Annotated in this window: 21 protein-coding genes; 14 read left to right on the top strand and 7 right to left on the bottom strand. The window is 42.2% G+C overall.

Going from position 1 to position 26422, the window contains the following annotated elements; genetic code table 11:
* Positions 1-63 precede the first annotated feature (63 nt).
* The 3 genes from AAG747_RS23780 (at position 64) to AAG747_RS23770 (ending at position 3027) form a co-directional block, all read left to right on the top strand.
* Positions 64-981 carry an EamA family transporter gene (locus AAG747_RS23780; protein WP_346823746.1) on the top strand — a complete coding sequence of 306 codons (918 nt, stop codon included), beginning with the start codon at positions 64-66 and terminating at the stop codon, positions 979-981.
* A gap of 274 nt (positions 982-1255) precedes the next feature.
* Positions 1256-2302 carry a thiamine-phosphate kinase gene (thiL, locus tag AAG747_RS23775; protein WP_346823745.1) on the top strand — a complete coding sequence of 349 codons (1047 nt, stop codon included), beginning with the start codon at positions 1256-1258 and terminating at the stop codon, positions 2300-2302.
* A gap of 254 nt (positions 2303-2556) precedes the next feature.
* On the top strand, positions 2557-3027 hold the full coding sequence (locus AAG747_RS23770; RefSeq protein ID WP_346823744.1) for an SH3 domain-containing protein: 471 nt from the start codon (positions 2557-2559) through the stop codon (positions 3025-3027).
* A gap of 82 nt (positions 3028-3109) precedes the next feature.
* Here AAG747_RS23770 and AAG747_RS23765 read toward each other — a convergent pair whose 3' ends face one another.
* The gene (locus AAG747_RS23765; protein ID WP_346823743.1) at positions 3110-3874 is read right to left on the bottom strand and encodes a hypothetical protein; all 765 of its coding nucleotides are present in this window, start codon (positions 3872-3874) and stop codon (positions 3110-3112) included.
* Positions 3875-4421: 547 nt separating this feature from the next.
* Here AAG747_RS23765 and AAG747_RS23760 point away from each other — a divergent pair.
* Positions 4422-7853, top strand: coding sequence for a polysaccharide lyase family 8 super-sandwich domain-containing protein (locus AAG747_RS23760; RefSeq protein ID WP_346823742.1), 3432 nt, complete (start codon positions 4422-4424; stop codon positions 7851-7853).
* A gap of 286 nt (positions 7854-8139) precedes the next feature.
* Positions 8140-9390, top strand: coding sequence for a glutamate-5-semialdehyde dehydrogenase (locus AAG747_RS23755; protein ID WP_346823741.1), 1251 nt, complete (start codon positions 8140-8142; stop codon positions 9388-9390).
* A 64-nt stretch (positions 9391-9454) separates the two neighbouring features.
* On the opposite strand, the gene AAG747_RS23750 is transcribed toward AAG747_RS23755, so the two are convergent.
* Positions 9455-10459, bottom strand: coding sequence for a zinc-dependent alcohol dehydrogenase family protein (locus AAG747_RS23750; RefSeq protein ID WP_346823740.1), 1005 nt, complete (start codon positions 10457-10459; stop codon positions 9455-9457).
* 129 nt (positions 10460-10588) lie between these two features.
* Here AAG747_RS23750 and AAG747_RS23745 point away from each other — a divergent pair, with 129 nt between their 5' ends.
* The 7 genes from AAG747_RS23745 (at position 10589) to AAG747_RS23715 (ending at position 20746) form a co-directional block, all read left to right on the top strand.
* Positions 10589-10942 carry a winged helix-turn-helix transcriptional regulator gene (locus AAG747_RS23745; RefSeq protein ID WP_346823739.1) on the top strand — a complete coding sequence of 118 codons (354 nt, stop codon included), beginning with the start codon at positions 10589-10591 and terminating at the stop codon, positions 10940-10942.
* A gap of 174 nt (positions 10943-11116) precedes the next feature.
* Positions 11117-11950 (top strand): helix-turn-helix domain-containing protein, encoded by an 834-nt coding sequence (locus AAG747_RS23740; RefSeq protein ID WP_346823738.1) that lies wholly within the window; start codon positions 11117-11119, stop codon positions 11948-11950.
* A gap of 114 nt (positions 11951-12064) precedes the next feature.
* Positions 12065-13567, top strand: a complete 1503-nt coding sequence (locus AAG747_RS23735) for an aldehyde dehydrogenase family protein (RefSeq protein WP_346823737.1) — start codon at positions 12065-12067, stop codon at positions 13565-13567.
* Positions 13568-13972: 405 nt separating this feature from the next.
* Positions 13973-15298: a TrkH family potassium uptake protein gene (locus AAG747_RS23730; protein WP_346823736.1), complete on the top strand. Its 1326-nt coding sequence runs from the start codon at positions 13973-13975 to the stop codon at positions 15296-15298.
* Positions 15299-15508: 210 nt separating this feature from the next.
* Complete coding sequence (locus tag AAG747_RS23725; RefSeq protein ID WP_346823735.1) at positions 15509-16429, top strand: sugar phosphate isomerase/epimerase family protein; 921 nt, start codon at positions 15509-15511, stop codon at positions 16427-16429.
* Positions 16430-16836: 407 nt separating this feature from the next.
* Positions 16837-18747, top strand: a complete 1911-nt coding sequence (locus tag AAG747_RS23720) for a 3-keto-disaccharide hydrolase (RefSeq protein ID WP_346823734.1) — start codon at positions 16837-16839, stop codon at positions 18745-18747.
* Between the two features lie 7 nt (positions 18748-18754).
* Positions 18755-20746 carry a c-type cytochrome gene (locus tag AAG747_RS23715; protein WP_346823733.1) on the top strand — a complete coding sequence of 664 codons (1992 nt, stop codon included), beginning with the start codon at positions 18755-18757 and terminating at the stop codon, positions 20744-20746.
* Between the two features lie 131 nt (positions 20747-20877).
* On the opposite strand, the gene panB is transcribed toward AAG747_RS23715, so the two are convergent.
* Positions 20878-21696 (bottom strand): 3-methyl-2-oxobutanoate hydroxymethyltransferase, encoded by an 819-nt coding sequence (gene panB, locus AAG747_RS23710; protein ID WP_346823732.1) that lies wholly within the window; start codon positions 21694-21696, stop codon positions 20878-20880.
* Between the two features lie 548 nt (positions 21697-22244).
* Here panB and AAG747_RS23705 point away from each other — a divergent pair.
* Both AAG747_RS23705 and AAG747_RS23700 read left to right on the top strand, forming a co-directional pair.
* Positions 22245-23426, top strand: coding sequence for a Tm-1-like ATP-binding domain-containing protein (locus tag AAG747_RS23705; RefSeq protein ID WP_346823731.1), 1182 nt, complete (start codon positions 22245-22247; stop codon positions 23424-23426).
* An 80-nt stretch (positions 23427-23506) separates the two neighbouring features.
* Positions 23507-24331, top strand: coding sequence for a phosphoenolpyruvate hydrolase family protein (locus AAG747_RS23700; RefSeq protein WP_346823730.1), 825 nt, complete (start codon positions 23507-23509; stop codon positions 24329-24331).
* 159 nt (positions 24332-24490) lie between these two features.
* Here the strand turns inward: AAG747_RS23700 and AAG747_RS23695 are convergent, their stop codons facing one another.
* The 4 genes from AAG747_RS23695 to AAG747_RS23680 are packed head-to-tail and all read right to left on the bottom strand — an operon-like array spanning position 24491 to position 26422.
* The gene (locus AAG747_RS23695) at positions 24491-24949 is read right to left on the bottom strand and encodes a hypothetical protein (protein WP_346823729.1); all 459 of its coding nucleotides are present in this window, start codon (positions 24947-24949) and stop codon (positions 24491-24493) included.
* A gap of 24 nt (positions 24950-24973) precedes the next feature.
* Positions 24974-25432, bottom strand: coding sequence for a hypothetical protein (locus AAG747_RS23690; RefSeq protein ID WP_346823728.1), 459 nt, complete (start codon positions 25430-25432; stop codon positions 24974-24976).
* Positions 25433-25456: 24 nt separating this feature from the next.
* Entirely contained in the window at positions 25457-25939 is a 483-nt protein-coding gene (locus tag AAG747_RS23685) for a hypothetical protein (RefSeq protein ID WP_346823727.1), read from the bottom strand.
* A complete protein-coding gene (locus AAG747_RS23680; RefSeq protein ID WP_346823726.1) occupies positions 25940-26422 on the bottom strand; it encodes a hypothetical protein in 483 nt (160 codons plus the stop codon). It abuts the gene before it with no gap.

Raw genomic sequence — 26422 nt, 5'->3', positions numbered from 1 at the left:
GATATCAACATATGTAAATGCGCACTTGACCGTGAATAATTTCCTTTGCCAAAAACGATCGAAATGACGGAAAGGAAATTGTTTATCGGAGTGCTATTGATATTTTTAGGTGCTTGTAGTTATGGAATTTTGGCCACTTTCGTGAAAATGGCCTATCAAGAGGGGTTTACTCCGGGAGAAGTAACCAGTTCACAGTTTATATTAGGCCTTTGTATTTTAGGATTGATCAATCTGTTTTACCCTAAAAAAGCGCAGAAGTCTACGTCCGTACCATCTTCTCGAAGCAATATTTTAAAATTGATTTTGGCCGGAACTTCTTTAGGGCTGACCAGTACCTTTTATTACTATTCCGTACAATATATTCCGGTTTCGGTGGGCATTGTTTTGTTGATGCAAAGTACTTGGATGGGTGTGCTTGTGGAGGCATTACTCAATAAGACACTTCCCGAAGGGAAAAAACTGCTTGCTACCATCATTGTATGGATAGGGACCATTTTGGCAACCAATGTATTGGTAGAGTGGGAGACGCTTCATTGGAAAGGACTGGCTTGGGGAATTCTTGCCGCCATATCGTATACCGTTGCCACCTACAGTGCCAACCGGGTGGCATTAACACTGCCTACTGTACGCAGAAGTTTTTGGTTGTTGGTAGGAGGTACTTTGATTGTCCTGTTATTTGCCTCTTCCCAATTGATGGAGAAATATGATTACACGGTGTTATGGAAGTGGGGAATCGTACTTGCCTTATTCGGTACCGTATTGCCTCCTTTATTGTTTACCTACGGAATGCCACTGACAGGCATAGGGCTGGGGGCAATCATTACTGCCGTAGAGATACCCGTATCGGTGATCATGGCCATGGTACTTTTGGAAGAAAACGTAAATGGAATGCAATGGCTGGGAATTGCATTTATTTTATTGGCCATTGTGTTGATGAATGTGTATAAAAAGAAGGTGAAGAGACAGTTGGTGGCAAGTTAAGAGAGGCGGAGGCTTTTTTAGCTTGTAGCCAACTTTGTAGATGCCTTTTTGAGAATTTACACTGTACCTTTTTGCTAGGTAAGTCTATCTATATTGTATGCTGTTATAGTAAGCTCTTTTCTTTTTACCCTTTGGGGTTTTGCATTCCGGACGGGCACATGCAATGCCGAAGATGAGAGAAAATATCAGAACATATGCTAACTTCGCTTTCATAACCAGATTTTAATATATTTAGAATCGACTACAATATACTTTAATTGAACCGGAGATACACATGAGTGAACAGGAAAAACCAAAATTTACAGATATCAGCGAGTTGGGTGAATTTGGCTTAATTGACCGTATCAAGTCTGAAACCAAAATTTATACCAAGGAAAGTGTGAAGGGAATCGGGGATGATGCAGCCGTATTGGTAAATCTGGAAGGCCAACACACAGTAGTGTCAACGGATATGCTGGTAGAAGGGGTGCATTTTGATTTGTCTTATATGCCCTTAAAACACCTGGGATATAAGGCCGTAGCGGTGAATGTTTCGGATATTGCAGCTATGAACGTAATCCCGAAACAAATTACAGTGAGTATTGCAGTGAGCAATCGCTTTTCCGTAGAAGCCGTGGACGAATTATATGAAGGTATACGGCTAGCTTGTGAAAACTATAAGGTTGATATGGTAGGAGGAGATACCACCAGTTCGCGTGCAGGTCTGGTGATCTCTGTGACGGCCATAGGCCAAGGAAAAGCAGATGAAATTGTGTATCGCGATACGGCTAATAAAGGTGATATTTTGTGTGTGACCGGTGATTTGGGTGGAGCCTATATGGGACTGCAAGTCTTGGAAAGGGAAAAGCAAGTGTTTTTGAGTAATCAGGAAATGCAACCTGAGCTGAGTGGCAAAGAGTATGTTGTTCGCAGACAGCTTCGTCCGGATGCCCGCACCGATATTATTCATGAATTGAAAGAGATCGGTTTATTGCCCACTTCCATGATCGATATTTCGGATGGTTTGGGTTCGGAAGTCATGCATCTCTGTAAAGGCTCAGGACTTGGCGCGGTGATTTATGAAGAGAAACTGCCTATCGATCAGGAAACCTACCATGTCGCTACGGATGAATTTAAGATGTCGGCAATCACTTGTATGTTGAACGGAGGGGAGGATTACGAGCTGTTGTTTACCATCAAACAAGAGGATTATCCGAAAATAAAAAATAGTCCGAATATAACGGCTATCGGATACATGCAAGAAAAAGAGAATGGGGTGAAATTAGTCACAAAGATGCAACAAGTGATTGATATTCAAGCGCAAGGTTGGAAGCACTTCTAAACCGGAGGTATCTGATTTTTCTTTACATATACTGACTGCAAGCCCCAAGTTGATAAAAAACCGGGGCTTGTTTTGTTTTGAGGGAAATTGCCTGAAATGGGTAAAAAAACTGTCAAATTCCTCCTCAAACCAAAATATTTGTTAACAAACAGGTGAACTTTTACCAGTTATCCAACTAATAGGTAGAAAACCGAGTTAATTATTACATAAATACTGGTTTTCAACTATTTACGACAAACCTAAATTTGGATAACATGAAAGCAACAATCCTCTCTCTATTATTCCTGATGAACGGGTATTGCCTATGGGCACAATCCTCAACTGACAGGCTTACTTCATTGAATGAAAAAAAGGCCCGACTTCAAAAAGCGGTAGCCGATTTAGAAGATTCCATCGAACAACTGAACCAACAACTTCTGGTGGTGGATGATGAAATTAATGAATTAACCCTTGGGGTGTCAACAGAAGAACTTCATGTAAAAGGAGTGTTGAACCGGAAAAGCAATGTGAGAAGTTCCGCATCGGCTTTTTCGGAATTGGTGGGAACCTTGCAAAAAGGAGATACGGTGACCGTAATCAATTATCAAGACGGATATTATCAGGTGCAACAAAGGGGCCTCAAAGGATACGTGTCCGAAGGATATTTTAACATGACCTCAGCGCTGAAGTATTATGCCATAGCCTCTGAAAAACATAGAAAACAGAAAGCCTCTTTAGATGAATAAATTTGTTTTTGGATATATATGATGACGGACCAAGGAATTGATTCATTGGTCCGTTTTTATTTTTCATCAAATGGGGGCGTTTTTATTCTTGTAAGATAAAACTGGTTTTATCTACACCGGTATTTCCGGTTTTGGCAGAATAGGCATATACTGTCAGATCATACGTACCCCCTTCCGACAAAGTCGCCATGGCCGAAAAAGTACTGGTTTTATGGGTGATTTTCAGCGGAATGTTATGTACTTGGTCACCTTTTTTCAACACAGCCATGACCTCAAAGTCCTTGGCATCCCAAATGCCTTTTTCCTGAACCGGACAGCCGCACATCATCACCACATTGGCTTTGATTTCCAATTGCATGTTGTTTTGCAAGGGGATGCGTTCATGCGTTTGAGGACTTAGAATGTCGATCACTACTCCCGGAATTTCCAGAATCAAACCGTCTCCGTCTATATGCTTGCCTGGAATTAACCACAATTGTGTGCTGGAAGTAACAGCAGCTTGTCTTTTGGAATAAGGAGCAATGACTTCTACAGTGACAAAAGTGGGGGCATCTATGTCCAAGCTGGTTTCAAATTTAGCAGTATTGTCATCCGTAAGTGGTTTGAAACGCTGATGAGCTTCCCGCATGAGGACAGTGGTATTACCGGTAGAACCTTTTGTCAGTCCTTTGGCTAAGAGTTCATTTGTAGTGCCATCCCGTACAATCACCATAGCTCCTCCGATAGAGCTTCCGATAAATTTTGCATCTTTAGCTTTGGCCCTGACTACCAACCGGGTTGGCTCGGCAGATAAATAAGTACTGCTCCAGAGTAGTGTCAAGATTAGATAGAGAAGTGTTTTTTTCATTTTTGTTTCTGGTTACTTTTTAGAAAAGAGTGGATGAGATTATCGAAAATTATAGAAAAAAATCCAAGTATATATAAATAATAGACCTTTCAAAGCAAGAGAAGACTTGTTTATTTTCAATTTTTTTCCCTAATTGAAAATATAAATCATCGCCCCTAGTATGCTGCATCATAATAAAAGATCAGATGCACTTCTTTTCAGTAGATTGACTTATCAAAATGATACTGATGATGAAGTGAATTAAACTTTTTCTTTTTCCTGAAAAATGTTTCAAAAACGCCTCCTCTGTGTTACTTTTTCAACAATAGCTTTGGCTATTCTCTTCAAAAAGTACCTTGATGAGCCGATTTCGATCCCATTTTCGGTCAAAAACTATACGTTTAAACCACTTCGATACTTTTTTGTCAAAACTCCTAATGGGAGCGTTTTTTTGAAACAATAATACAATCGATTGTATTATAAAGTAACCCAATAGGAAAATGCTGAAGAAAATACACGAACCGAGAATTTAATTTACTTCAAAATCTATATATCGAAAATGAAAAAAATGACGCACACTCTTTGTTTGATTACCGGGCTGTACTTTGGACTTTGCTCATGGGTATTTGCTCAATCACCTACCGACTATGAGACCATTATGGGGCGAGTCAGGAATGAATTCTGGAAAGGCAATGCCAACGATCTGGACAATACGGTCGGAACTTATTTGGCTTCGGTTCAAAGTGACGGCTCCTGGACAGATATAGATTATGCCAGTACTTCCCGGACCAACTGGTCACCGCATACACATCTGACGAGAGTACGTGATTTTGCGAAAGCATATACTTGGCAAAATAGTACGTATTATACCGATACAAGCTTGTATCAGGCGATCGTCAATGCTTTGAGTTATTGGGATGTCACTGACCCGCAGAGCAATAATTGGTGGTATAACCAGATTGCCAGTCCACAGCGCTTAGGAGAAATCCTGATTTTGCTAAGGGCGGGAGCTACAGCTCTTCCCAGCACCTTGGAAAATAATTTGATTACTCAGATGAACCGGGGTAATCCGGGCTCCTGGACTGGAGCTAATAAATTGGATATTGCGATTCACTGGATTTACAGAGGTTGTTTGCTAAGCGACCAAAGCATAACGCAAACAGGTGTAGACGAATCGTTTTATCCCTTACAGTTTACGACTGGTGAAGGCCTGCAACACGATTATTCCTACCAGCAACATGGAGCCCAATTGCATATTTCCAGTTATGGTTTGGTGTTTATTAATGGAGAAGTGAAAGTAGCCGGTTATGTTCAGGGAACTTCATTTGCTCTTTCGGGTAGTAAGTTGAGCTATCTTTCCAACTACATCCGGCAAACCTACTTGAGTGTACTGCGAAGTCATTTTGTGGATTACAATGTGACCGGGCGGGCAGTAAGTAGAAAGAATAATTTAAATAAACAGGGTTTTACAAGTACCCTTCAAAAGATGAAGACCATAGATGCAGCTTATAGTGCGGTGTATGATGACGCAATTGCCCGTATTTCCGGAACACAAAGCCCTGATTATGCTGTAAACCCGAAGCATACCCATTATTGGCGCTCAGACTATGTGCTGCACAACCGGCCTGCATATACGTTTTCCACCCGCACGGTTTCGAATCGTACAGTCCGTTCGGAAAATGGGAACGGAGAAAACCTCAAAGGGTATTTTTTGACCGATGGGGCAACCAATATTTCGGTCAATGGGAATGAATATTTCAATATTTTCCCGGTGTGGGAGTGGAATAAAGTGCCGGGGGTAACCGCTCCCGAGTTGGCCACTATTCCGGTGCGGAGTGCCTGGCAAGTTCCCGGAACTTCTACTTTTACCGGAGGTGTATCCGATAGCTTGTATGGGGTGACGGCTTTTGCCATGAATGACTATGGCGTGAATGTAAAAAAATCCTGGTTTTTCTTTGATGAAGAAATCGTATGCCTGGGGGCCGATCTCAATGCTACAGCTTCTGAAAATATCACCACTACCGTCAATCAATGTGTATTGGATGGTTCGGTGACGGTTTCTCAGAACGGCTCTGTCAGCACTGTGGGCAATGGGGCCCATGCCTACAATGGCACTGCAGATTGGATTTTGCATGATAGTGTGGGTTATTTTTTCCCTCAGGGAGGAAACTTGCAATTGACCAATCAAACCCAAAGCGGTAGTTGGTATGCTATCAATACTACACATAGTAATCAAACGGTTGCTACAGACGTATTTAAACTTTGGTTTGATCATGGCGTACAACCCTCGGGCAGTTCTTATGCCTATATTGTGGCTCCGGGCAAGCGCTCTGCTACTGAAATGCAGCATTACGATCTAAACAATATAGAAATTCTGGCCAATTCGGGAGGAGTTCAGGCCGTAAAGCACAAAGGTTTGAATCTCTTACAAGTGGTATTCTATCAAGCAACGACTTTTACCACAGATTCAATGACGGTATGGGTGGACCAACCTTGTGTATTGATGTTTAAAAATATCGGTTCCAACCAGGTCACCACACATATTGCTGATCCGGCCCAGAATAAATCTGCCATCAATGTGTATGTGGAATTGCCGGGGATTGATTCTACCCGTCAACTTACTTGTACCTTGCCAACAGGAGCCTATGCAGGTTCTACCGTAGCCTATGTGGTAAATGAGAATACACCTGTGTTTCAGCCGGAAGGTGTGTTGCCTGTGGCAGATGCTTATGTCCGGAATGGGTCTTCTGCAAATACGAATTACGGAAGTAGTTCTTTGGTAGTAAAAAACGATGGAACCGGGTACGCCAGGGAGTCTTATTTAAAATTTGACTTGAGTGAAATCAATGGGCCAATAGCCCAAGCGAAATTAAAACTGGTATTGGTAGGGGCCAATACCGATATCACCAGTACTACTTGGGAAGTGGCGGCTGTTTCGGATGATAGCTGGACTGAAACAGGCATTACTTGGAACAACAAACCCGCGAAAGGATCTGTACTGGCCAGCCAACCGGGGCAAGGCAGTGGTGAAGTAGAGTGGGATATTACCAATCAGTTCATTACTGAATTAACCGGGGATCAGGTACTCAGTTTGCATTTGTCCTCTACAGCCATAGGAGCCAAAACGGATGCCACTTTTTATTCCAAAGAAGCCAATGTCTTTACCGTAAAACCTATTTTACTGATTTCAGACCAAGTGGTAGAAGAACGGAAAGCTTCGGCAGACGCCTATGTTAGAGGAGGAACCTATGCGGCCGACAACTATGGTACCTCTACTACTCTAGTGGTAAAAAACTCTACCGGTAGCTCTTATTCCCGTGAATCATATTTAAAATTTGATTTGAATAACCTTCCTGCCAATGTCAATAGTGCCAAATTGAAACTTTATGTGAACTATGGCAATACGGATGTGACCAGCACCACTTGGGAAGTGCATGCCGTATCGGACGACACTTGGTTGGAAGAAGGCATTACCTGGAATACAAAACCTGCCACATCCGGCTTATTAGCAACCCAACCCGGGCAAGGTCCGGGATATGTGGAGTGGGACATTACCAACCAAGTAAATACGGAAAAAGACGGGGATGGCACTTTGAGTGTAAAGCTTATCTCTACCGGAACAGGCAGTAAAACCGATGCGATTTTTGCTTCTAGAGAAACCAGCGATGCTGCGAAAAGACCAACGTTAATCGTAGAGTCCTCTTCCGGAACGACTTATTCGGCATTGGCTGGAAAAAGCCCGGTGGTTCATTTGATCAAAGAAAACGGTTCTGCTTCGGTATACCCCAATCCTGTCCATATGTGGTTGACGGTGCAAGCAGAAGGAGTGGTTAAAAAAATAGAAATCCGGAATGCCAATGGCCAGTTGATGAGAGTCAAAGATCGTTTCGATGCACGAAAAGCAGATCTTGACGTATCCGCTTTGCCACAAGGCCTTTACATCTTATTGATTCATCAAGAAGAAGGCGTTTCCTCTCATAAATTTTTAAAGACTAACTAAAGCATTTGTATTCAAACATACACCCTGTCAGAACAAACTATCTTGTTCTGACAGGGTGTATTTATTTATGAATTACATAATAAAATCTCAGATATATAGCAAATCTCTAAAAAAGTCAATTCATTGCTTAGTAATCTTTCAATCTGTCTCGTAGATTCTCTAAATTTGGTTTATAAAGAGTATATGTGAATACTTGTTGTATATACTGCTTTTTTTTGTGAGCTATATGTTTATACACAACAGGTACTGCCAGAAATGTCCATCAACCTATTTAAGATGATCAAGGATGAAAAATCGAGCGTTATTTGAAAAAGTTCAACAAGCCAGTGCGGGATTGAATCTGTTGGAAGATGCTACTATCAATGCCCTTTTAAAAGATTTGTCGGTAGAAGCTGTAAAGCATTCGGCAAGCTTGTTGGAAGCCAATCAGAAAGATTTGGACCGGATGGCGGAATCCGATCCAAAATACGATCGTTTAAAACTGACCACTGAGCGTATTGAAGGAATTGCCGGAGACATTCTCAATGTCAGTACCTTGCCCAGTCCTTTGGGAAAAATTTTGTTGGAAAAAGAACTGCCCAATGGTTTAAAATTGAAAAAGGTGTCAGTGCCTTTAGGAGTGATAGGGATCATTTATGAAGCCCGACCCAATGTGACCTTTGATGTTTTTGCCCTCTGCCTGAAGTCGGGGAATGCCTGTGTGCTGAAAGGAGGAAGTGATGCGGAGTTTTCAAACAAAGTCATTGTGCAACTCATCCAAGAAGTGATCCGGAAACATGGGGTAAATCCGGATATTTTACAACTCTTGCCTCCCGATCGAGAAGCGACTGCCGAATTGCTCAATGCAGTTGGGTATGTGGATATTTTGATTCCCAGAGGAAGTCAAGGCTTGATCAGTTTTGTTCGGGATAATGCCAAAGTACCCGTCATCGAAACGGGTGCGGGGATTGTGCATACCTATTTTGACAAGTCGGCCGACCTGGAAAAAGGAACTAAGATTATTGCCAATGCCAAAACCCGTAGAGTCAGTGTTTGCAATGCCTTGGATTGCCTGGTCATTCATCAAGACCGTTTGGATGATTTACCTCAAATTGCCGGTTTATTAGCGGAAAAGAAGGTAGAAATATTTGCAGATGCTTCAGCATTTGAAAGTCTTAAAGGCCATTATCCGGAAAATCTGCTACATCCGGCTACCGAAGAACACTTCGGAACGGAGTTTTTGGATTATAAAATGTCTGTAAAAACAGTGTCCGGTTTGGAAGAAGCCATGGCACATATTGGGAAATACAGTTCCAAACATAGCGAAGCCATCCTTGCGGAAGACGAAAAGGTGATTGAAAAATTTCTGAGGGGTGTAGATGCGGCTGCGGTATATGCCAATACCTCTACGGCTTACACCGATGGAGCACAGTTTGGTTTGGGGGCAGAAATAGGAATCAGCACACAAAAGCTGCATGCCCGTGGGCCGATGGCCTTGGAAGAATTGACCTCATACAAATGGGTGGTCCGGGGAGACGGTCAGGTCCGAGAATCATAGTTAAAATTTCGTTGAGATCAATAAACCTTCCAGATTTTAAAACCTGGAAGGTTTGCATGTCCTCTTAAAACCGGATCACTACTTTTCCGAAGTGTTTTCCTTGGTCCATATACTGAAAGGCTTGTTGGAATTCTGCAAGTGGAAACACCCGGTCGATCACCGGTTGAATCGAATTCAATTCTATGGCTTTGTTCATATCGATATAAGAAGCTTTGGAGCCTACCTGAACAGCTTTGATCGTAGCACCTTTGGAAATCATTAATTGGGCACTGACGTTTGCATCTACTCCTTCTAAAAGTCCTACTACTGAAATATTCCCTCCCAGCTTGATTGCCTGTAAGGTTTTATTGATGCCTGCCCATGACATTTCCAAGGCAAGATCTACTCCTTCTCCCCCGGTCAGTTCCGATACTTTCTCATGCCAGTTTTCATGCGTTCGGTAATTAAGGGTTGCATCAGCACCAAGTGTTTTGCATTTCTCAAGCTTTTCGTCAGAGCTGGACGTGATAATGACCTTTGCCCCCATTGCTTTGGCAAATTGTAAGGCGAAAATAGAAACCCCGCCTGTACCCTGTAACAATACGGTTTGTCCGGCTTTCAATTGGCCTGTTGTTACCAAAGCATTCCAGGCGGTAAGCCCTGCAATGGGTAGGGTAGCAGCCTCCTCCGGATGTAAGTTTTGAGGGATTTTTACAAAGGAGCTTTCCGGTAAGGCAATGTATTCGGAAAAAACTCCGGGAGCATCTACACCTAACCGCTTTCCGAAAGCGTCAGAAGGTTTTAAAGCTCCGTCTTGCCATGCTTGAATAAAATGAGTGGCTACCGTATCGCCTATTTGTAAATGTTGTACATCAGCCCCGACCTGTTCCACTACTCCTGCGGCATCCGAACCTAATACCCTGGGTACTGTTTCGTCATAGATGCCTTTTGCAACCATCAAATCCAGTTGGTTGATGGACACCGCCTTTACCTTGACCAGCACTTCGTGGGCCTTGATTTGAGGTTTGGCTTTTTCTTCCAGGCTTATATTTTCTAATCCAAAGTCTTTTTTAATTTCAATAGTTTTCATAGTATTTTGTGTTTTTAAATTCCCGGTCAAAAGTATCCGCCTGAATCATGGGCGTCAAGTATGTACTTTTTTGTGCCCTAGATACCAGAAGGTTACTATTGTTGATTATCAGGTAAATAAATTTTTAAGATGAGTAAAAAAAATAACAGTGTAGAGGTCATTTGTCCGTTGGATTATGCCTTCAGGCGTATTGGGGGGAAGTACAAAGGGCGGATTTTATGGTATCTGAAAAGCAATGAGGTGATGCGCTACGGGGAACTGAAAAGAGCTGTGACGGACATTACTACCAAGATGCTTACTCAAACACTGCGGGAACTGGAAGAAGATGCGCTGATTTCCAGAAAAGTCTACCATGAACTGCCACCCAAAGTCGAGTATTCGTTGACTGATGAAGGAGCAGAAATGTTGCCTTTTATTGATTATTTGCGCCATTGGGGGGCCAAACAAATGGAAAAACGGGAGATGGTAGATTTGAAGTGTTAGTGTTTTTTTGCAAAAGGATGTTGTATCTGAAACCATATATTGCTGATTCTCGAAATACACAATTCTCCAACTAGCTCTTGGATTGTTTCGGCAAGCTGTTAAAAGGAATAAGCCTTGCCAGTAGAGCGGTTTTATGTTTCATATACTACCACTTGATAAAAACTATATACCTTAATGTTCATAGAAAATATACCGGACCTTTTTATTTCGGATCATGAGAAGAATCGGGAGGTGTTTATTCACGATTTTAGAATGGCTCAGGATATAGTAAAAAGTAAAATCAATCTGAGGATGAGTATGTTTAGCTTTTTACAAGTTGGCAAGAAACAGGTCCATTTTGGCAGTACTTCAGTGACCGTGGACAAACGTCAATCCTTACTGATAAAAAAGGGTAATTGCCTTTGGACCGAACTGTTGGATACTGAAAATATTTATTATTGCAAACTGCTTTTCTTTTCAGAACAAATACTTAAAGAATTTCTGAAGAAACACATTTCAGGGCGGCCGGTTGATAAAAAAGAAACCCCGTTTTTTATTATTGAAAACGATTCGTATATCACCGCATTTTTAAACTCCTTATCCTCGATCAACGACCATCCTGCCCTGTTTTCAGACGAGTTTCTATCGGTGAAATTTGAAGAAATCTTGCTTTATCTCTGTAGCAAATACGGAAGCGGTTTTAAATCGTATTTATACTCATTAGTCGTAGAAGAAACCTCACCGTTCAAGGAAGTGATAGAACGCAATACCTATTCCAATCTAAAACTGGAAGAGATTGCCTTTTTATGCAATATGAGCTTGTCGACCTTCAAACGTCACTTTATCAATGAGTACAAAACCTCACCGGGGAAATGGCTCCAAGAAAAAAGATTAGAGAAAGCTAAAACACTCTTAGAACAAGGTCATCTAAAGGCATCGGACATTTATTTGGAAATGGGCTATCATAATTTGTCTAACTTTAGTACAGCCTTTAAAAACAAATTTGGCTTTAGCCCGAAGGAAGTCTAATCGTCCTCTTTGTAAAATTGACCTTTTTTCATAAGTAACTGACTTGTTTTGGTAACCTCGAAATACAACAGTCAGATTACATTTGCCTCAAGTTTAATTTGAAAAGATGTAATCATGGCGAATGTAATCAAACCCACTTTTAAAGAGAAATATGATAATTTCATCAATGGTGAATTTGTCCCTCCGGTTCAAGGACAATATTTTGATAATGTATCCCCTGTAGACGGTCAAGTCTTTACCAAAGCAGCCAGATCTACAGAGGAAGATGTCAATCTTGCGTTAGATGCGGCACACCAAGCCTTCCCAACGTGGAGCAAGACTTCTGCTACCGTACGGAGCAATATGTTGTTGCAAATTGCCCAGGTCATGGAAGACAACTTTGAATATTTGGCTACTTTGGAAACTATCGATAATGGCAAGCCCATTCGTGAAGCCAGAGCAGCAGATATTCCCTATTGTATTGATCACTTCAGGTATTTTGCCGGGGTGATTCGTGCCGATGAAGGGAGTATTTCCGAACATGACAAAGATACTGTAAGTATTGTGCTACACGAACCGATCGGGGTAGTGGGTGAAATTATTCCCTGGAATTTCCCCATGTTAATGTTAGCGTGGAAAATCGCTCCGGCATTAGCGGCAGGTTGTACGGCAGTGGTTAAACCGGCAGAACAAACCCCTACCAGTGTAATGTGCTTAATGGAGCTGATTGCGGATATTTTACCCAAAGGAGTTTTGAATATTGTTACAGGTTTTGGTAACGAAGCCGGACAAGCTTTGGCCACTTCTAACCGTGTTGCAAAACTATCGTTTACAGGCTCTACCGAAACCGGACGTAAGGTGTTGCATAACGCGGCAGAAAATGTGATTCCTGTTACGATGGAATTGGGTGGTAAATCGCCAAATATCTTCTTCCCATCCGTGGCGGACAAAGACGATGAATTTTTTGAAAAGGCCGTGGAAGGTGCGTTGATGTTTGCCTTGAACCAAGGTGAAATTTGCACGTCTCCGTCACGTATCCTCATACACGAAGATATTGCCGATGTTTTTATCGAAAGAATGCAAGAGCGTTTGAAAAAGGTGAAAACCGGTAATCCTTTGGATCCTGAAACAATGATTGGTTCACAGGTTTCTAAAGCCCAATTCGAGAAAATTCTCAACTATATTAATATTGGAAAAGAAGAAGGGGCTACTGTTTTAGCAGGTGGAGAGCCTGGGAATTACGAAGGAGAACTTTCCGAAGGGTACTATATCCAACCTACCGTGCTAAAGGGTGATAATAAAATGCGGGTTTTTCAAGAAGAAATCTTCGGACCGGTAGTTTCTTTGACCACTTTCAGCTCTACGGAAGAAGCCATTGCCATCGCCAACGATACTTCGTATGGTTTAGGAGCGGGGGTATGGAGCCGGGATGCACACGAATTATACCAGGTGCCGAGAGCGATAGAAGCCGGGAGAGTTTGGGTGAATCAATACCATACCTATCCTGCTCATGCACCGTTTGGCGGGGTAAAAGAATCCGGTTTTGGACGCGAGAACCACAAAATGGCCTTAGACCATTACCGGGTGGTAAAAAATATGCTGATCTCTTATGACAAAGCTCCCGTAGGCTTATTTTAACTCTATAGAGGCTCTGGACCATTTCGTGAATGGGGGCAATGACGATTCGTTGAGTCTGTGTCGGGGAGCAATCGTAAAAGGTGTTCCTCTTCATTGCTCAAAATAGTGAATGCTGCCCGGCAACCATGGATTGTTCGTCTTTTCAGCGAAACACTTTTAAGTTGCTTATTCACCCATTCACCAACCAGGAGCTTTGCTCATATAGAAGGCAAAACCTCAGTTGTTTCTGGGGTTTTGCCTTTTGGATTATACCTTGAAGAAAGAGAAGATAATTTCCCCAAGCGACATTTTACCTTTAATAATTCCCCTCTCTTATTTTAGGTAAATTCTGGGATTATACTAAGTTTGCAGGGCAAAAACGGCCTGAGTGAAAACTCGACCTGTTGAATTATACCAGATAATTCTATGACAACCAGGCTAAAAAACTTTCTTCGCTACAGCAAACCCGAACGTTTAATTGTTCTGGGATATTCCTTAATCATCCTTTTAGGATTTTTATTACTTTGCTTACCCATCTGTCATAAGCAACCTGTTGCAGCTTTAGACAATTTATTCATCGCAACGTCTGCCTTATCCACTACCGGACTGGCCACCGTCAGTGTCGCGGATAACTACAACTTTTTGGGCGAGTTGGTCATCTTACTGCTGATTCAGCTCGGAGGGATTGGTTATATGTCTATCGGTTCATTTATTATTTTAGGACGGAAAAAGCGCCTTTCGGAGACCGGTGTACGCTTGATTCAATTTGATTTTAGTCTGCCGGATAAGTATCCTGTGCTACATTTTGTCAAAGATGTGATCATTTTCAGTATTGTGATTGAAGTGCTAGGAGCCTTGGGTCTTTACTTTATTTTTTTGGAAAATGGAGTGGATAATGCTCTATGGAGCGCCATTTTTCACAGTATTTCGGCATTTTGTACGGCAGGCTTCAGCTTGTTCAATAATAGTTTTGAAGGGTATTACGATAACTTCTATCTCAATGCCGTGATTTCGGCTTTATCTTTTGCCGGGGCCGTGGGATTTATCGTCTTTTCCGATTATTATGAATACTTGCTCAAGCCAGGGAAAAAGATTACCTACACCAGTAAAATCATCTTACGGTTTACCCTGATCGTATTTGTTGTAGCGGGAATGATCCTATTGGTAAGTGATGAGGGTTTGCACGGCTATCCGACCGAAGACAAAATTTTACTGGCGTTTTTCCAAAGCATGACGGCCCTTACCACCGTAGGGTTTAACTCCTATCCCATCGGAAACCTGTTGCCTTCTTCTTTGTTTCTATTGACCATCGTGATGTTTTTCGGAGCCTCTCCTTCCGGTACGGGCGGAGGCTTGAAATCCACTACTATTACGGCATTGTATGCCCAGATGATGGCCACCCTCAAAGGCAAACGGGAAGTAACTTTTCTTCACCGGATTATCCCCAATCATAGAGTGCGGTTGGCAGCCAGTAATTTCTTCTTTTATTCCACCGTGTTGACTTTGGGAATCCTGGCTTTGCTATTGACGGAAAAACCGGATGCCTTTTCCCTGCTTTTCGAGGCTACCTCCGCGTTGGGTACGGTAGGAATCAGCACCGGGATTACCGGAGAATTATCCGTATTAGGCAAACTGATCATCGTGGCATTGATGTTTTTTGGCCGGATTGGTCCTTTGTCTCTGGGTGTAGCCATTATGGCAAACAAAGAAGAAGAAAAAGAAGAGATCGTGGAGGAGGACCTGGCCATTTAGAAAATACTCTATTCGCATATCTCTTGAAGATACGGATTAAAAAGAACCAGGGGATGCAAAAACTTCCCTGGTTCTTTTTTCTTCCAATACAAGTACATCCTGCAATTATTTCATTAAATAATCCTATTTTCTTGCGCTTGGTCCGAGAAGTTTCTATCTTGAATGCTCAAACGCAAACTTCTATAGTTACTCATCATAAACTAAACCACCATGCTTCAACTTGGATTTGTAAGTGCAATCCTGGCAGATAAAACCTTCGAAGATGTAGTCGATTTTGCTGCGGAAAACGGGTATTCTTGTGTAGAAATGATGTGTTGGCCAAAAGGAAATGCCGAAAGGCGTTATGCCGGAGTAACCCATATCGATGTACAGGAAATGAATGAAGACCAGGTCATTTACCTCAAGTCATACCTGGCCAAAAAGAAAGTCTCCATCTCTGCGCTGGGGTATTATCCTAACCCGCTGGACCCCGATGAAGAGCGGGCTCAACATTGTATTGATCATCTCAAGAAACTGATCCGTCTGGCCCCGAGGTTGGGTGTCGGTGTCGTGAATACCTTTATCGGTCGGGACCCCCAGAAAAACATTGAGGATAACCTGAGTAAATTTGCCGAAGTATGGCCCGAAATCATCAAGGAAGCGGAAGACCACGAGGTGAAAATAGGGATTGAAAACTGCCCGATGTTGTTTACCAATGACGAGTGGCCCGGAGGGAAAAACCTGGCGATTTCACCGGCTATCTGGCGGAAAATGTTTGATCTTATTCCCAGTAAAAACCTGGGTTTGAATTACGACCCTTCTCATCTGGTCTGGATGCAAATGGATGAAGTAGAGCCTCTTTTTGAGTTTAAAGACCGCATTTTTCATGTGCATTTGAAAGATGTAAAAGTATATCAGGAAAAGCTGGATGAATATGGAATTCTCTCTTATCCGCTGGATTTTCATTCTCCTAAAATCCCCGGTCTGGGTGATGTGCGTTGGAGGGATTTCTTTTCCGTTCTTACCAGTATTGGCTATAAAGGTCCGGTATGTGTAGAGGTGGAGGATAAAGCCTTTGAAGGCTCGGAGGAAGATATTCGGGCGGCTTTGTTGACCAGTCGCAACTATTTGCAACAGTTTTTAGCCTTATAAGAGGCAAGTAACTTAGCGTCTTGTTTGGCACCCTTCTCTCAAAATACAACCCAAGAGAGGGTGCTGTATTTCCATTACTCTATCTACTTTTTTAGCCTTTCAGCATCAAAAAGTTCATAACTTTTTATAGCTTTATGCAAAATGTGCTTCAGACTATAAGTATAGACTTTAGCAACAACACATATATTACTACCACTCATTTTATTGCATTGGGGGTTCCTTCCGGATGCATTTTATCATAAGGGCTTTTGTCCACTAGATTAAAAAAAACTAATTCCACCAACTACCCTTATTGGATCTCTTTTCCAAAGAGTGAACCGTATAGGCTTCTTCTTATGGGAAGGTTATGGCATTGTACGATGCCAAGGATTCGCTAAAACTCTAATTAATTAACATAAATAATGTACATGAAAATGAGAATACCCATTGAAGTTTTTAGATGGTTAAAAACTTTCTTGTCGCATCGCGTTCCACTGCGAATAGCCGGTGCCTCGTCAAAAAAATCCAATTGTTACCCACCTGTTTCGACTTTCAAAGCCCTGTTATGCATCGCATATATGTTGGGATTTGGCTCTGTACTGGCACAGGAGGCTGTTTCCTTAAAAGACCTTTCGGCTTTTAACCAGGCAGGTTCCAGTTGGCATATTGCAGGAAATGTAAAAGCCGGATTGTTCAAAGAAAGAGAGCTCCAGTCCGAACCGGGAGAAGGGGTGTTGGTAAACTTACCTGGTAAAAAACAACCCGGAAAAGATTTATTTACCCAATGGGAGCACGGTTCCATGGATTTGGAACTGGATTATATGATGGCTAAAAATTCCAATTCCGGTATTTATCTACAAGGCCGTTATGAGATTCAATTATTGGATAGTTGGGGTGTAAAACAACCCCGCTCCGGAGATAACGGGGGCATCTATGAACGCTGGGATGATAGCAAACCTCAAGGACAAAAGGGATACCAAGGCTATGCTCCCCGGCAGAATGCCAGCCGGGCTCCAGGCCTATGGCAGCACCTGAAAATCTCTTTTCAGGCACCTCGCTTTGATGCTTCCGGAAATAAAATTGAAAACGCCAGGATTTTGTATATACAACTGAATGGTGTGACAATTCATGAAGATGTAGAGTTGTTTGGCCCTACCCGGGGAGCCGTTTCCTCTAAAGAAGTAGCGCAGGCTCCCTTACGTATTCAGGGAGACCATGGTCCGGTGGCTTTTAAAAATATACGGGTAAGGCATTATAATACCTCCCGGCCACAAGTAGAAGGTCTTAGCTATTCCTTGTATAAAGGGAAGTTTGATAGTACCCCCGATTTTACTTCGCTACAGCCTGAGTCAAAAGGGAATATGACAGCGATCAGTACTCAGGTGAACCCTACGAGTAAAGAGTTTTTAGTAAGATATACGGGTACCCTGAATGTGAAAAAAGCCGGAGAATACCATTTTCGAATGGATGCTTCCGGAGGATGGAGTACTTTGAAAATCAAGGAAAATACCCTTAAAGGTTCCGGGAAAGTTATCTTACCTCTTGGGAAAGTAGCTTTTGAATTATTGTATTCCAAAAAAACCGATTGGGCCTCAGCCTCTTTAGGTGTTGCCGTGTCTGGTCCGGGGCTTCGGGAGGTTGTTCTATCACAAGATCCTATGAATCCGGGCAGGCAAGTGGATCCGATTTTAGTCCATGCCCGGGAAAATACTATTTTGCGCAGTTTTATGGATTTGCCGGGTAGCCCCAGAGTGGTGCATGCCGTATCGGTAGGCAGTCCGGAGCAGGTGCATTATACATATGACTTGGACAAAGGAATGCTTGTACAAGTTTGGCGGGGAGGTTTTCTGAATACCACGCCTATGTGGCATAGCCGGGGTGACGGTTCTTCGCGTCCTTTAGGCATGGTGCAGCATTTTGGCAAACCGGCCCTTACTTTAGGAAAGCTTTCCTCTACACAAAGCCAATGGGCAACGGATACTACCGGGACAAGCTATGTACCCAAAGGGTATATCTTGGATGCCCAAGGGCAACCCACTTTTACCTATCTGATTTATAATACCCGGGTTCGGGATGCTATACGTGTGTTGAACAATGGACAAGGTATACAACGGCAACTGATTGCGCAACATCCGGCTGACCAGCTTTATGCCCGTTTGGCAAGTGGGAGCAATATCGAAGAGGTAGAGAAGGGCTTGTATGTGATAGATAATAAATCGTATTATGTACAACTGGATGCTGCTGCCAAGAAACTGAAACCCATAATCCGTGACAATAACGGTCAGAAAGAACTGATTGTCCCCTTCCAAAATCAACTCAATTATCACATCTTGTTCTGATTATACTATGAAAATGATATACATAGAGCTATTTCAAAAAGCTTTTCGAATACTTATACTGACACTCGTGGTATGGGCTACTACCTTTGATTTTTCTAGGGCCCAAGAATCTCCTAAAGAAGAAGATTACTTTAAAATTCTGCGCATGCCTACCCCGGAGGGTATTATCCTGGAAGTAGGTGGTTTAGCCGTTTTGCCTAATGGGGATTTAGGGATTTCTACCCGTAGGGGAGATATTTATATTGTCGAAAATCCTACCGGACGTCAACCTTATTTCCGGAAATTTGCTTCGGGACTGCATGAGGTTTTAGGCTTGGCCTATAAAGACGGGGCATTGTATTGTGCCCAACGCGGTGAGTTGACCAAGTTGCAAGACACCAATATGGATGGAAAAGCCGATGTATTGGAGACGGTGTGTGCCTGGCCACTTTCAGGCCATTATCACGAATACAGTTACGGGCCAAAACTCGCTCCGGACGGGTCTTTTTTCGTTTCCGGGAATGTGGCGTTTGGCAGTGAAGAATGGTGGCGGGGAGAAAGCCGTGTGCCCTGGAGGGGTTGGGTGATGAAGATTGATGAAAAGGGACAAATCGAGCCGTGGGCAACGGGAATGCGTTCCCCTTGCGGATTGGGAATGATCGATGGCGAATTGTTTTATACTGATAACCAAGGTGACTGGTTTGGCTCGGGGGGAATTTGGCACGTGACCAAAGGAGCATTTACCGGGCACCCGGCTGGCCTTCGTTGGGCAAATCATCCTAATTCACCGGTTTCCTTGACCCCGGAAGAATTTTATACAAAGGCTGATAAAAGGCAAGTGAAAGATGAACACGGGCGCTATATCAAACCGGAGAATGTAGTAAATGAAGACTTTGTGACTTTATATGATTTGAAAAAAGAATTTCCGGAAATCAAATTACCGGCCGTTTGGTTGCCTCATGGGATCCAGGGTATTTCCAATTCGGAAATTGTAAAAATCCCGGAAGGGACTTTTGGCCCTTTTAGCGGACAAATTCTGGTAGGAGACCAGGGACAAAGCAAGATTATGCGGGTGTATATGGAAAAAGTAAAAGGTGAGTTTCAAGGGGCTTCCTGGGATTTTCGGAGCGGCTTTCAGTCGGGGGTGTTGCGAATGGCTTGGGCCGGAGACGGATCGCTGTTTGTTGGGGAAACCAACCGGGGCTGGGGATCGGCCGGAGAAGCGAACGAAGGTTTGCAGCGTTTGGTCTGGAATCAGCGGACACCTTTTGAAATGCGTACGGTCAAAGCCAAACCGGATGGCTTTGAAATTGAATTTACCAAACCGGTAGATAAAAGCCTGGCCGAAGATCTGGCCTCCTATTCAGCCCATAGTTTTATATACAAATACCATCCGGTGTATGGAAGTCCTCCGGTGAAAAATAAAGAACACAAGATAAAAGGAGTAAAAGTGGCAGAAGACGGTATGACAGTACGGATTATTGTGGATAGTCTACAGCAATATCATATTCATGCACTTAGTCTGGACGGAATCCGGGAAAAAGGCACTTCGTATTCCTTGGTGCATCCGACTGTGTATTATACATTGAATACTATTCCGGAAGGAAAAAAACTTTCCTTGGAGGAAGTCAGTACCAAAAACTCACTTGCAGTAAAAGCACCTGAACCGGTTAAAGAAGAGCAAAAGGTAAAAAAAGCTGTGATGAAGAAAAGTGCAACTGCGAAAAAGCCTGTTGTAAAACAAGTGGCCTATACCAAAACACCTACTTATCAGAGTGTAAAAGGTTTGTTGACAAAAAACACCTGTCTGGCTTGTCATACTACCGACAAGCGGCAAGTAGGGCCTTCCTTTAGAGCGATTGCCAAAAAGAACTACAGTGATGAAAAGATTGTGCAATTAATTTACAATCCTCAACCCCAAAACTGGCCGGACTATGCTACGGAAATGCCTCCGATGCCCCAAGTACCCAAAGAGGAAGCCTTGAAAATTGCCCGGTGGATTAATTCATTGGAAAAGTAGAAATACTGCAAATGATATAGCAAAACAGCCCTCCGGAGAGTTCAACTCTTCGGAGGGCTGTTTTGGATTTAGGCAGATTGCCCATCATCAACCGTTGTGTTGGCTTATCCGAAAAGACATTTACCTATATTTTAATACGATTCTTTCTCATTGGGAAAGTCTCCTTGTTTGACATCGTTGATATAGTTGACAACGGCATCGTTGATAATGCCGGACAGGTCGGTATACCTTCTGAGAAAACGGGGTTTGAAGTCTTTGGTAATGCCTAGCATATCGTGTGTGACGAGCACTTGCCCGTCTACATGATTACCGGCACCAATGCCGATGACCGGAATGTGTAGAGTTTCGGCCACTCTTTTGGCCAAGGCGGAAGGGATTTTTTCTAATACTACCGCAAAACAGCCGCATTCTTGTAATAATTTGGCATCTTCAATGAGTTTTTCGGCCTCGGCTTCTTCTTTGGCTCTGACGGTGTACGTACCAAATTTATAAATGGATTGAGGGGTCAAACCTAAATGGCCCATGACAGGAACTCCGGCACTCAGAATCCGCAAAACCGATTCTTTGATTTCACTGCCTCCTTCTATTTTCACCGCATGCGCTCCGGATTCTTTCATTATACGGATGGTAGAGCGCAGTGCTTCTGAAGAATTACCTTGATAACAGCCAAAGGGAAGGTCGACCACTACCAGTGCCCGGTCCACAGCCCTGACCACGGAGGTGGCATGATAAATCATTTGATCCAATGTGATAGGCAAAGTGGTTTCGTTACCGGCCATTACATTGGATGCAGAATCTCCTACCAGCAAGATGTCGATTCCGGTAGCATCCAGAATTTTCGCCATGGAATAGTCATAGGCTGTCAGCATGGAAATCTTCTCTTTCCGGACTTTCATCTCCTGCAATTGATGCGTGGTAATTTTCTTGATATTGGGGTTATGAACAGACATAATTAATGCGATTAAAGTAGGTGACCAAAGTTAAACTGGTATTATAGCAGCCTTTCTAATCTAAAGTATATGAATTCTACCTATAAGTGTATTGATGTACAGTTGTTTATAGATAGGTTTTTACTTTGATTACTGCATCAGAAATTAATTAGCGATTACTTGTTGGAGTGCTTACCACCTTAGCAAAAGCCTACTGCTAAGCTCTGAATTATTCGGAAAAAAGACAAAAAAGAGATACTGCTCTCCGTGTTTCTTATAATAGATTGAGAAAGAAGGATATAAAATGCCGAAAACCCCTTTATTTATCCCATAAAATAAAACTACAGGGATAAAAAAGCATTTTTCAAGGCTCTTGACTACATTTGTGCCATGCCGTTAGTATTTTCGGTACTACTCAAAACCATATCTTTGAAAGGGTATACCTTCAAAACAGCGTAAGAGGATAGAACTCTGCCATGCTGTTTTTCACATACCTACTACTCAGACATATGCTGTGTCTTTATATTACCAACCAAAATTTCAATACTAAACTAAACACTATACCCCCTATGAAAAAAGCGTATATTATCGGAACTTTTGATACCAAAGCAAATGAACTTCTTTTTGTGAAAAATTGCTTGCAAAAGGTTGGAGTAGAATGTACTACCGTGGATGTGAGTACCGTAGAACATGCCGGCAGTGCAGATGTAAACCTATTGGAGGTCACTGCCGAACGTCAGCATATTTTGGCCGCGGAGAGAGGGGAGGCCATCAGCACAATGGCTCGGGTATTGACCGACTTTTTACATACTTGTACGGACATTGCCGGTGTATTGGGCTTGGGTGGATCGGGAGGTACGGCTTTAATTACCACCGCTATGCAAGCTTTATCGATCGGACTGCCTAAAATTATGGTGTCTACCATGGCCTCGGGCGATGTGCGGGCCTATGTGGGAGTGAGTGACATCACCATGATGAATTCCATTACCGATATCAACGGAATCAATTCCATTTCTTATAAAGTACTGAGTAATGCCGCTCATGCTTTAGCCGGAATGCTTAATAACGAAGTTCCTGCTTTTGAAAGTCAAAAAGAGGCCTTGGGCATCACCATGTTTGGCGTTACGACTCCCTGCGTCAATCAGGTGGTGGAAATCATGAAGGAAGAATACGATTGTATGGTCTTTCATGCCACTGGGGTTGGAGGACAAAGTATGGAAAAATTGATTGATTCCGGGTTTATCAAACATGTGATCGATGCTACGACTACGGAAATTTGCGATCATCTGATGGGGGGCGTACTCAGTGCGGGAGAAGACAGGATGGGAGCGATTATTCGCAATAAATTGCCTTATGTAGGTTCGGTAGGGGCCTTGGACATGGTCAACTTTGGCGGTTGGAATACGGTGCCCGAAAAGTATAAGGATCGCAAATTATTTAAACATAATGACCAGGTAACCTTGATGCGTACTACTGTAGCGGAAAATATTCGCTTGGGAAAATGGATTGCGGACAAGCTGAACCAAATGACGGCTCCGGTACGCTTTCTATTACCGGAGAAGGGCGTTTCCGTCATCGATGTAGAAGGACAGCCTTTTTACGATCCGGAAGCGGATGCCGCTTTGTTCGAGACCTTGGAAAAAGAAGTGCAACAAGACGATTTCCGGAAGTTGATTCGCTTGCCTTATGCCTTGAACGATGCTGAGTTTTCAAAAGCTTTGGTAGAGGCTTTCCGGGAAATCAATCAATAACAAAGGTTAAGGGTTGAGAATAGAGCAAAACAAATCAGCGATTATACCCAAACATTAAAAACACTATAAAAATTAACAGAATGAAAAACTTCAGTAGAACAGAGTTATTAGCATATTTCCGGGAAATGATTCAAAAAGGCCAACCGATTATTGGAGGTGGGGCCGGTACGGGAATTTCAGCCAAGTGTGAAGAAGCAGGAGGTATCGACTTGATTGTCATTTACAATTCCGGCCGCTACCGTATGGCGGGAAGAGGTTCTTTGGCGGGATTGCTCGCTTATGGCAATGCCAACGAGATTGTAAAAGATATGGCCAAAGAGGTGATTCCCGTAGTGAAAAAAACACCTGTACTGGCAGGGGTGAACGGTACGGATCCTTTTGTGAACATGCGCTATTTTCTGAAGGAATTGCGTGAGTTGGGCTTTGCCGGGGTGCAAAACTTCCCGACGGTAGGTTTGATTGACGGAGTGTTTCGTCAAAACCTGGAAGAAACCGGGATGGGCTATGACAAAGAGGTGGACATGATTGCCCTGGCCCACGAAATGGACTTCCTGACAACGCCTTATGTCTTCTCCAAAGAAGATGCAATAAAGATGACCGAAGCCGGAGCAGATATTATTGTATGCCATATGGGTTTGACGACCTCCGGGGCAATCGGAGCACAGACGGCCAAAACCATGGAGGAATGTGTGGAACTGATTGACGAATGGTCGGAAGCAGCCAAGGCTATCCGGGAAGAAGTGATCATCCTGTGCCATGGCGGGCCAATCGCCATGCCGGAAGATGCCGCTTATATATTGAAGCATTGCAAACATGTACACGGTTTCTACGGAGCCAGCAGTATGGAGCGTCTTCCTACGGAAATTGCCATCAAAAAGCAGATTGAAGATTTCAAAGCTTTGTAAAAAATAAGATTAAAAAAGGAAGTTGTCCGAAAGGCCAAAAGAATATAACATGCCACAAAGGCTCTAAATCACAGGTTTTTGATTTATAATCAGTTACATATATGTAAATTTTAGTGTCTTTGTGGTTATATATCAACTTTTCGGACAACCTATGAACTTTTACCGGATCGTATCCATCTCTACCCGCCCGGAAGTACAATACACGGTATCTATTATACCTTCTGGATAAGTACAGAGCCATATGTCAGGGTTCTCTTTGGAACGTTCATAAAAAAACATTCCCATACGGTCATAAGTACAGTGATCAGCGATAATATGCCTTTTATCTTCTTGATTCTCTATATACTGAGAAGTACATGAAGTTTTTTCATAAAATGACATAACATATTCTTGGATGTCACCATCCAAAGCACAAAAATCTATTCTATTTTTCATGAAGTAGTTCAATTTAAGGCTGTCCCTTATTGCCTTATCCTCAGGAGGGTTTTCTACAAGAAATACTTCTTTATAGCCATAGGTACGTCCTGAAAAATAGGATTTTTCACTAAGTTTATCCAGATAGATAAACTTGGGAGTTTTCTTTGTACAGGAAGAGAACAACACAAGTCCTGTAAGCATAAATAATAACTGTATGGTTTTCATTTACCGGATCGTATCCATCTCTACCTGCCCGGAAGTACAATATACGGTATCTTTAAAGTCTCTTGGAAAGGTAGCATACCACATATTTGGATCTTCCTTAGAACGGTGGTAAAAAAACATTCCCATACCATCATAAGCACAGTGATCAGCGATAATATGCCTTTTATCTTCTTCATTATCTATATAATGAGAAGTACATGAAGTTTTTTCATAAAATGACATTGCATATTTATGGATATCACCATCCAAAGCACAAAAATCTATTCTATTTTTCATGAAGTAGTTCAATTTAAGGCTGTCCCTTATTGCCTTATCCTCAGGAGGGTTTTCCACAAGAAATACTTCTGAATAGCCATAAGTACGTCCTGAAAAATAAGATTTTTCACTGAGTTTATCCAGATAGATAAACTTGGGAGTTTTCTTTGTACAGGAAGAGAACAGCACAAGTCCTGTAAGCATAAATAATAACTGTATGGTTTTCATTTACCGGATCGTATCCAATTCTACCTGTTGTGAGACACAATATACGGTATCTATTATACCTTCTGGATAAGTACAGGTCCATATGTCAGGGTTCTCTTTGGAACGCTCATAATAAAACATTCCCATATAATAATCCTCACAATCTTCAGCGATAAGGTGCCTTTTATCTTCTTCATTATCCATATAGTAAGATGTACATGAAGTTTTTTCATAAAATGACATAACATATTCTTGGATGTCACCATCCAAAGCACAAAAATCTATTCTATTTTTCATGAAGTAGTTCAATTTAAGGCTGTCCCTTATTGCCTTATCCTCAGGAGGGTTTTCTACAAGAAACACTTCTGAATAGCCATAGGTATTTCCAGAAAATAAAGCCTTTTCACTAAGTTTATCCAGATAGATAAACTTGGGAGTTTTCTTTGTACAGGAAGAGAACAGCACAAGTCCTGTAAGCATAAATAATAACTGTATGGTTTTCATTTACCGGATCGTATCCATCTCTACCTGTTGTGAGACACAATATACGGTATCTATTATACCTTCTGGATAAGTACAGGTCCATATGTCAGGGTTCTCTTTGGAACGCTCATAATAAAACATTCCCATATAATAATCCTCACAATCTTCAGCGATAAGGTGCCTTTTATCTTCTTCATTATCCATATAGTAAGATGTACATGAGTTTTTTCTAAAAAAAGACATTGCATATTTATGGATATCACCATCCAAAGCACAAAAATCTATTCTATGTTTCATGAAGTAGTTCAATTTAAGGCTGTCCCTTATTGCCTTATCCTCAGGAGGGTTTTCCACAAGAAATACTTCTGAATAGCCATAGGTATTTCCAGAAAATAAAGTCTTTTCACTAAGTTTATCTATCTGGATAAACTTGGGAGTTTTCTTTGTACAGGAAGAAAACAGCACAAGTCCTGTAAGCATAAATAATAACTGTATGGTTTTCAT

The sequence above is a fragment of the Rapidithrix thailandica genome (assembly GCF_039710355.1).
In the GTDB taxonomy this organism is placed as follows: Bacteria; Bacteroidota; Bacteroidia; order Cytophagales; family Flammeovirgaceae; genus Rapidithrix; species Rapidithrix thailandica.
Note: the sequence above shows the minus strand (reverse complement) of the source record. Positions and strands in the feature narration are given on the sequence as shown.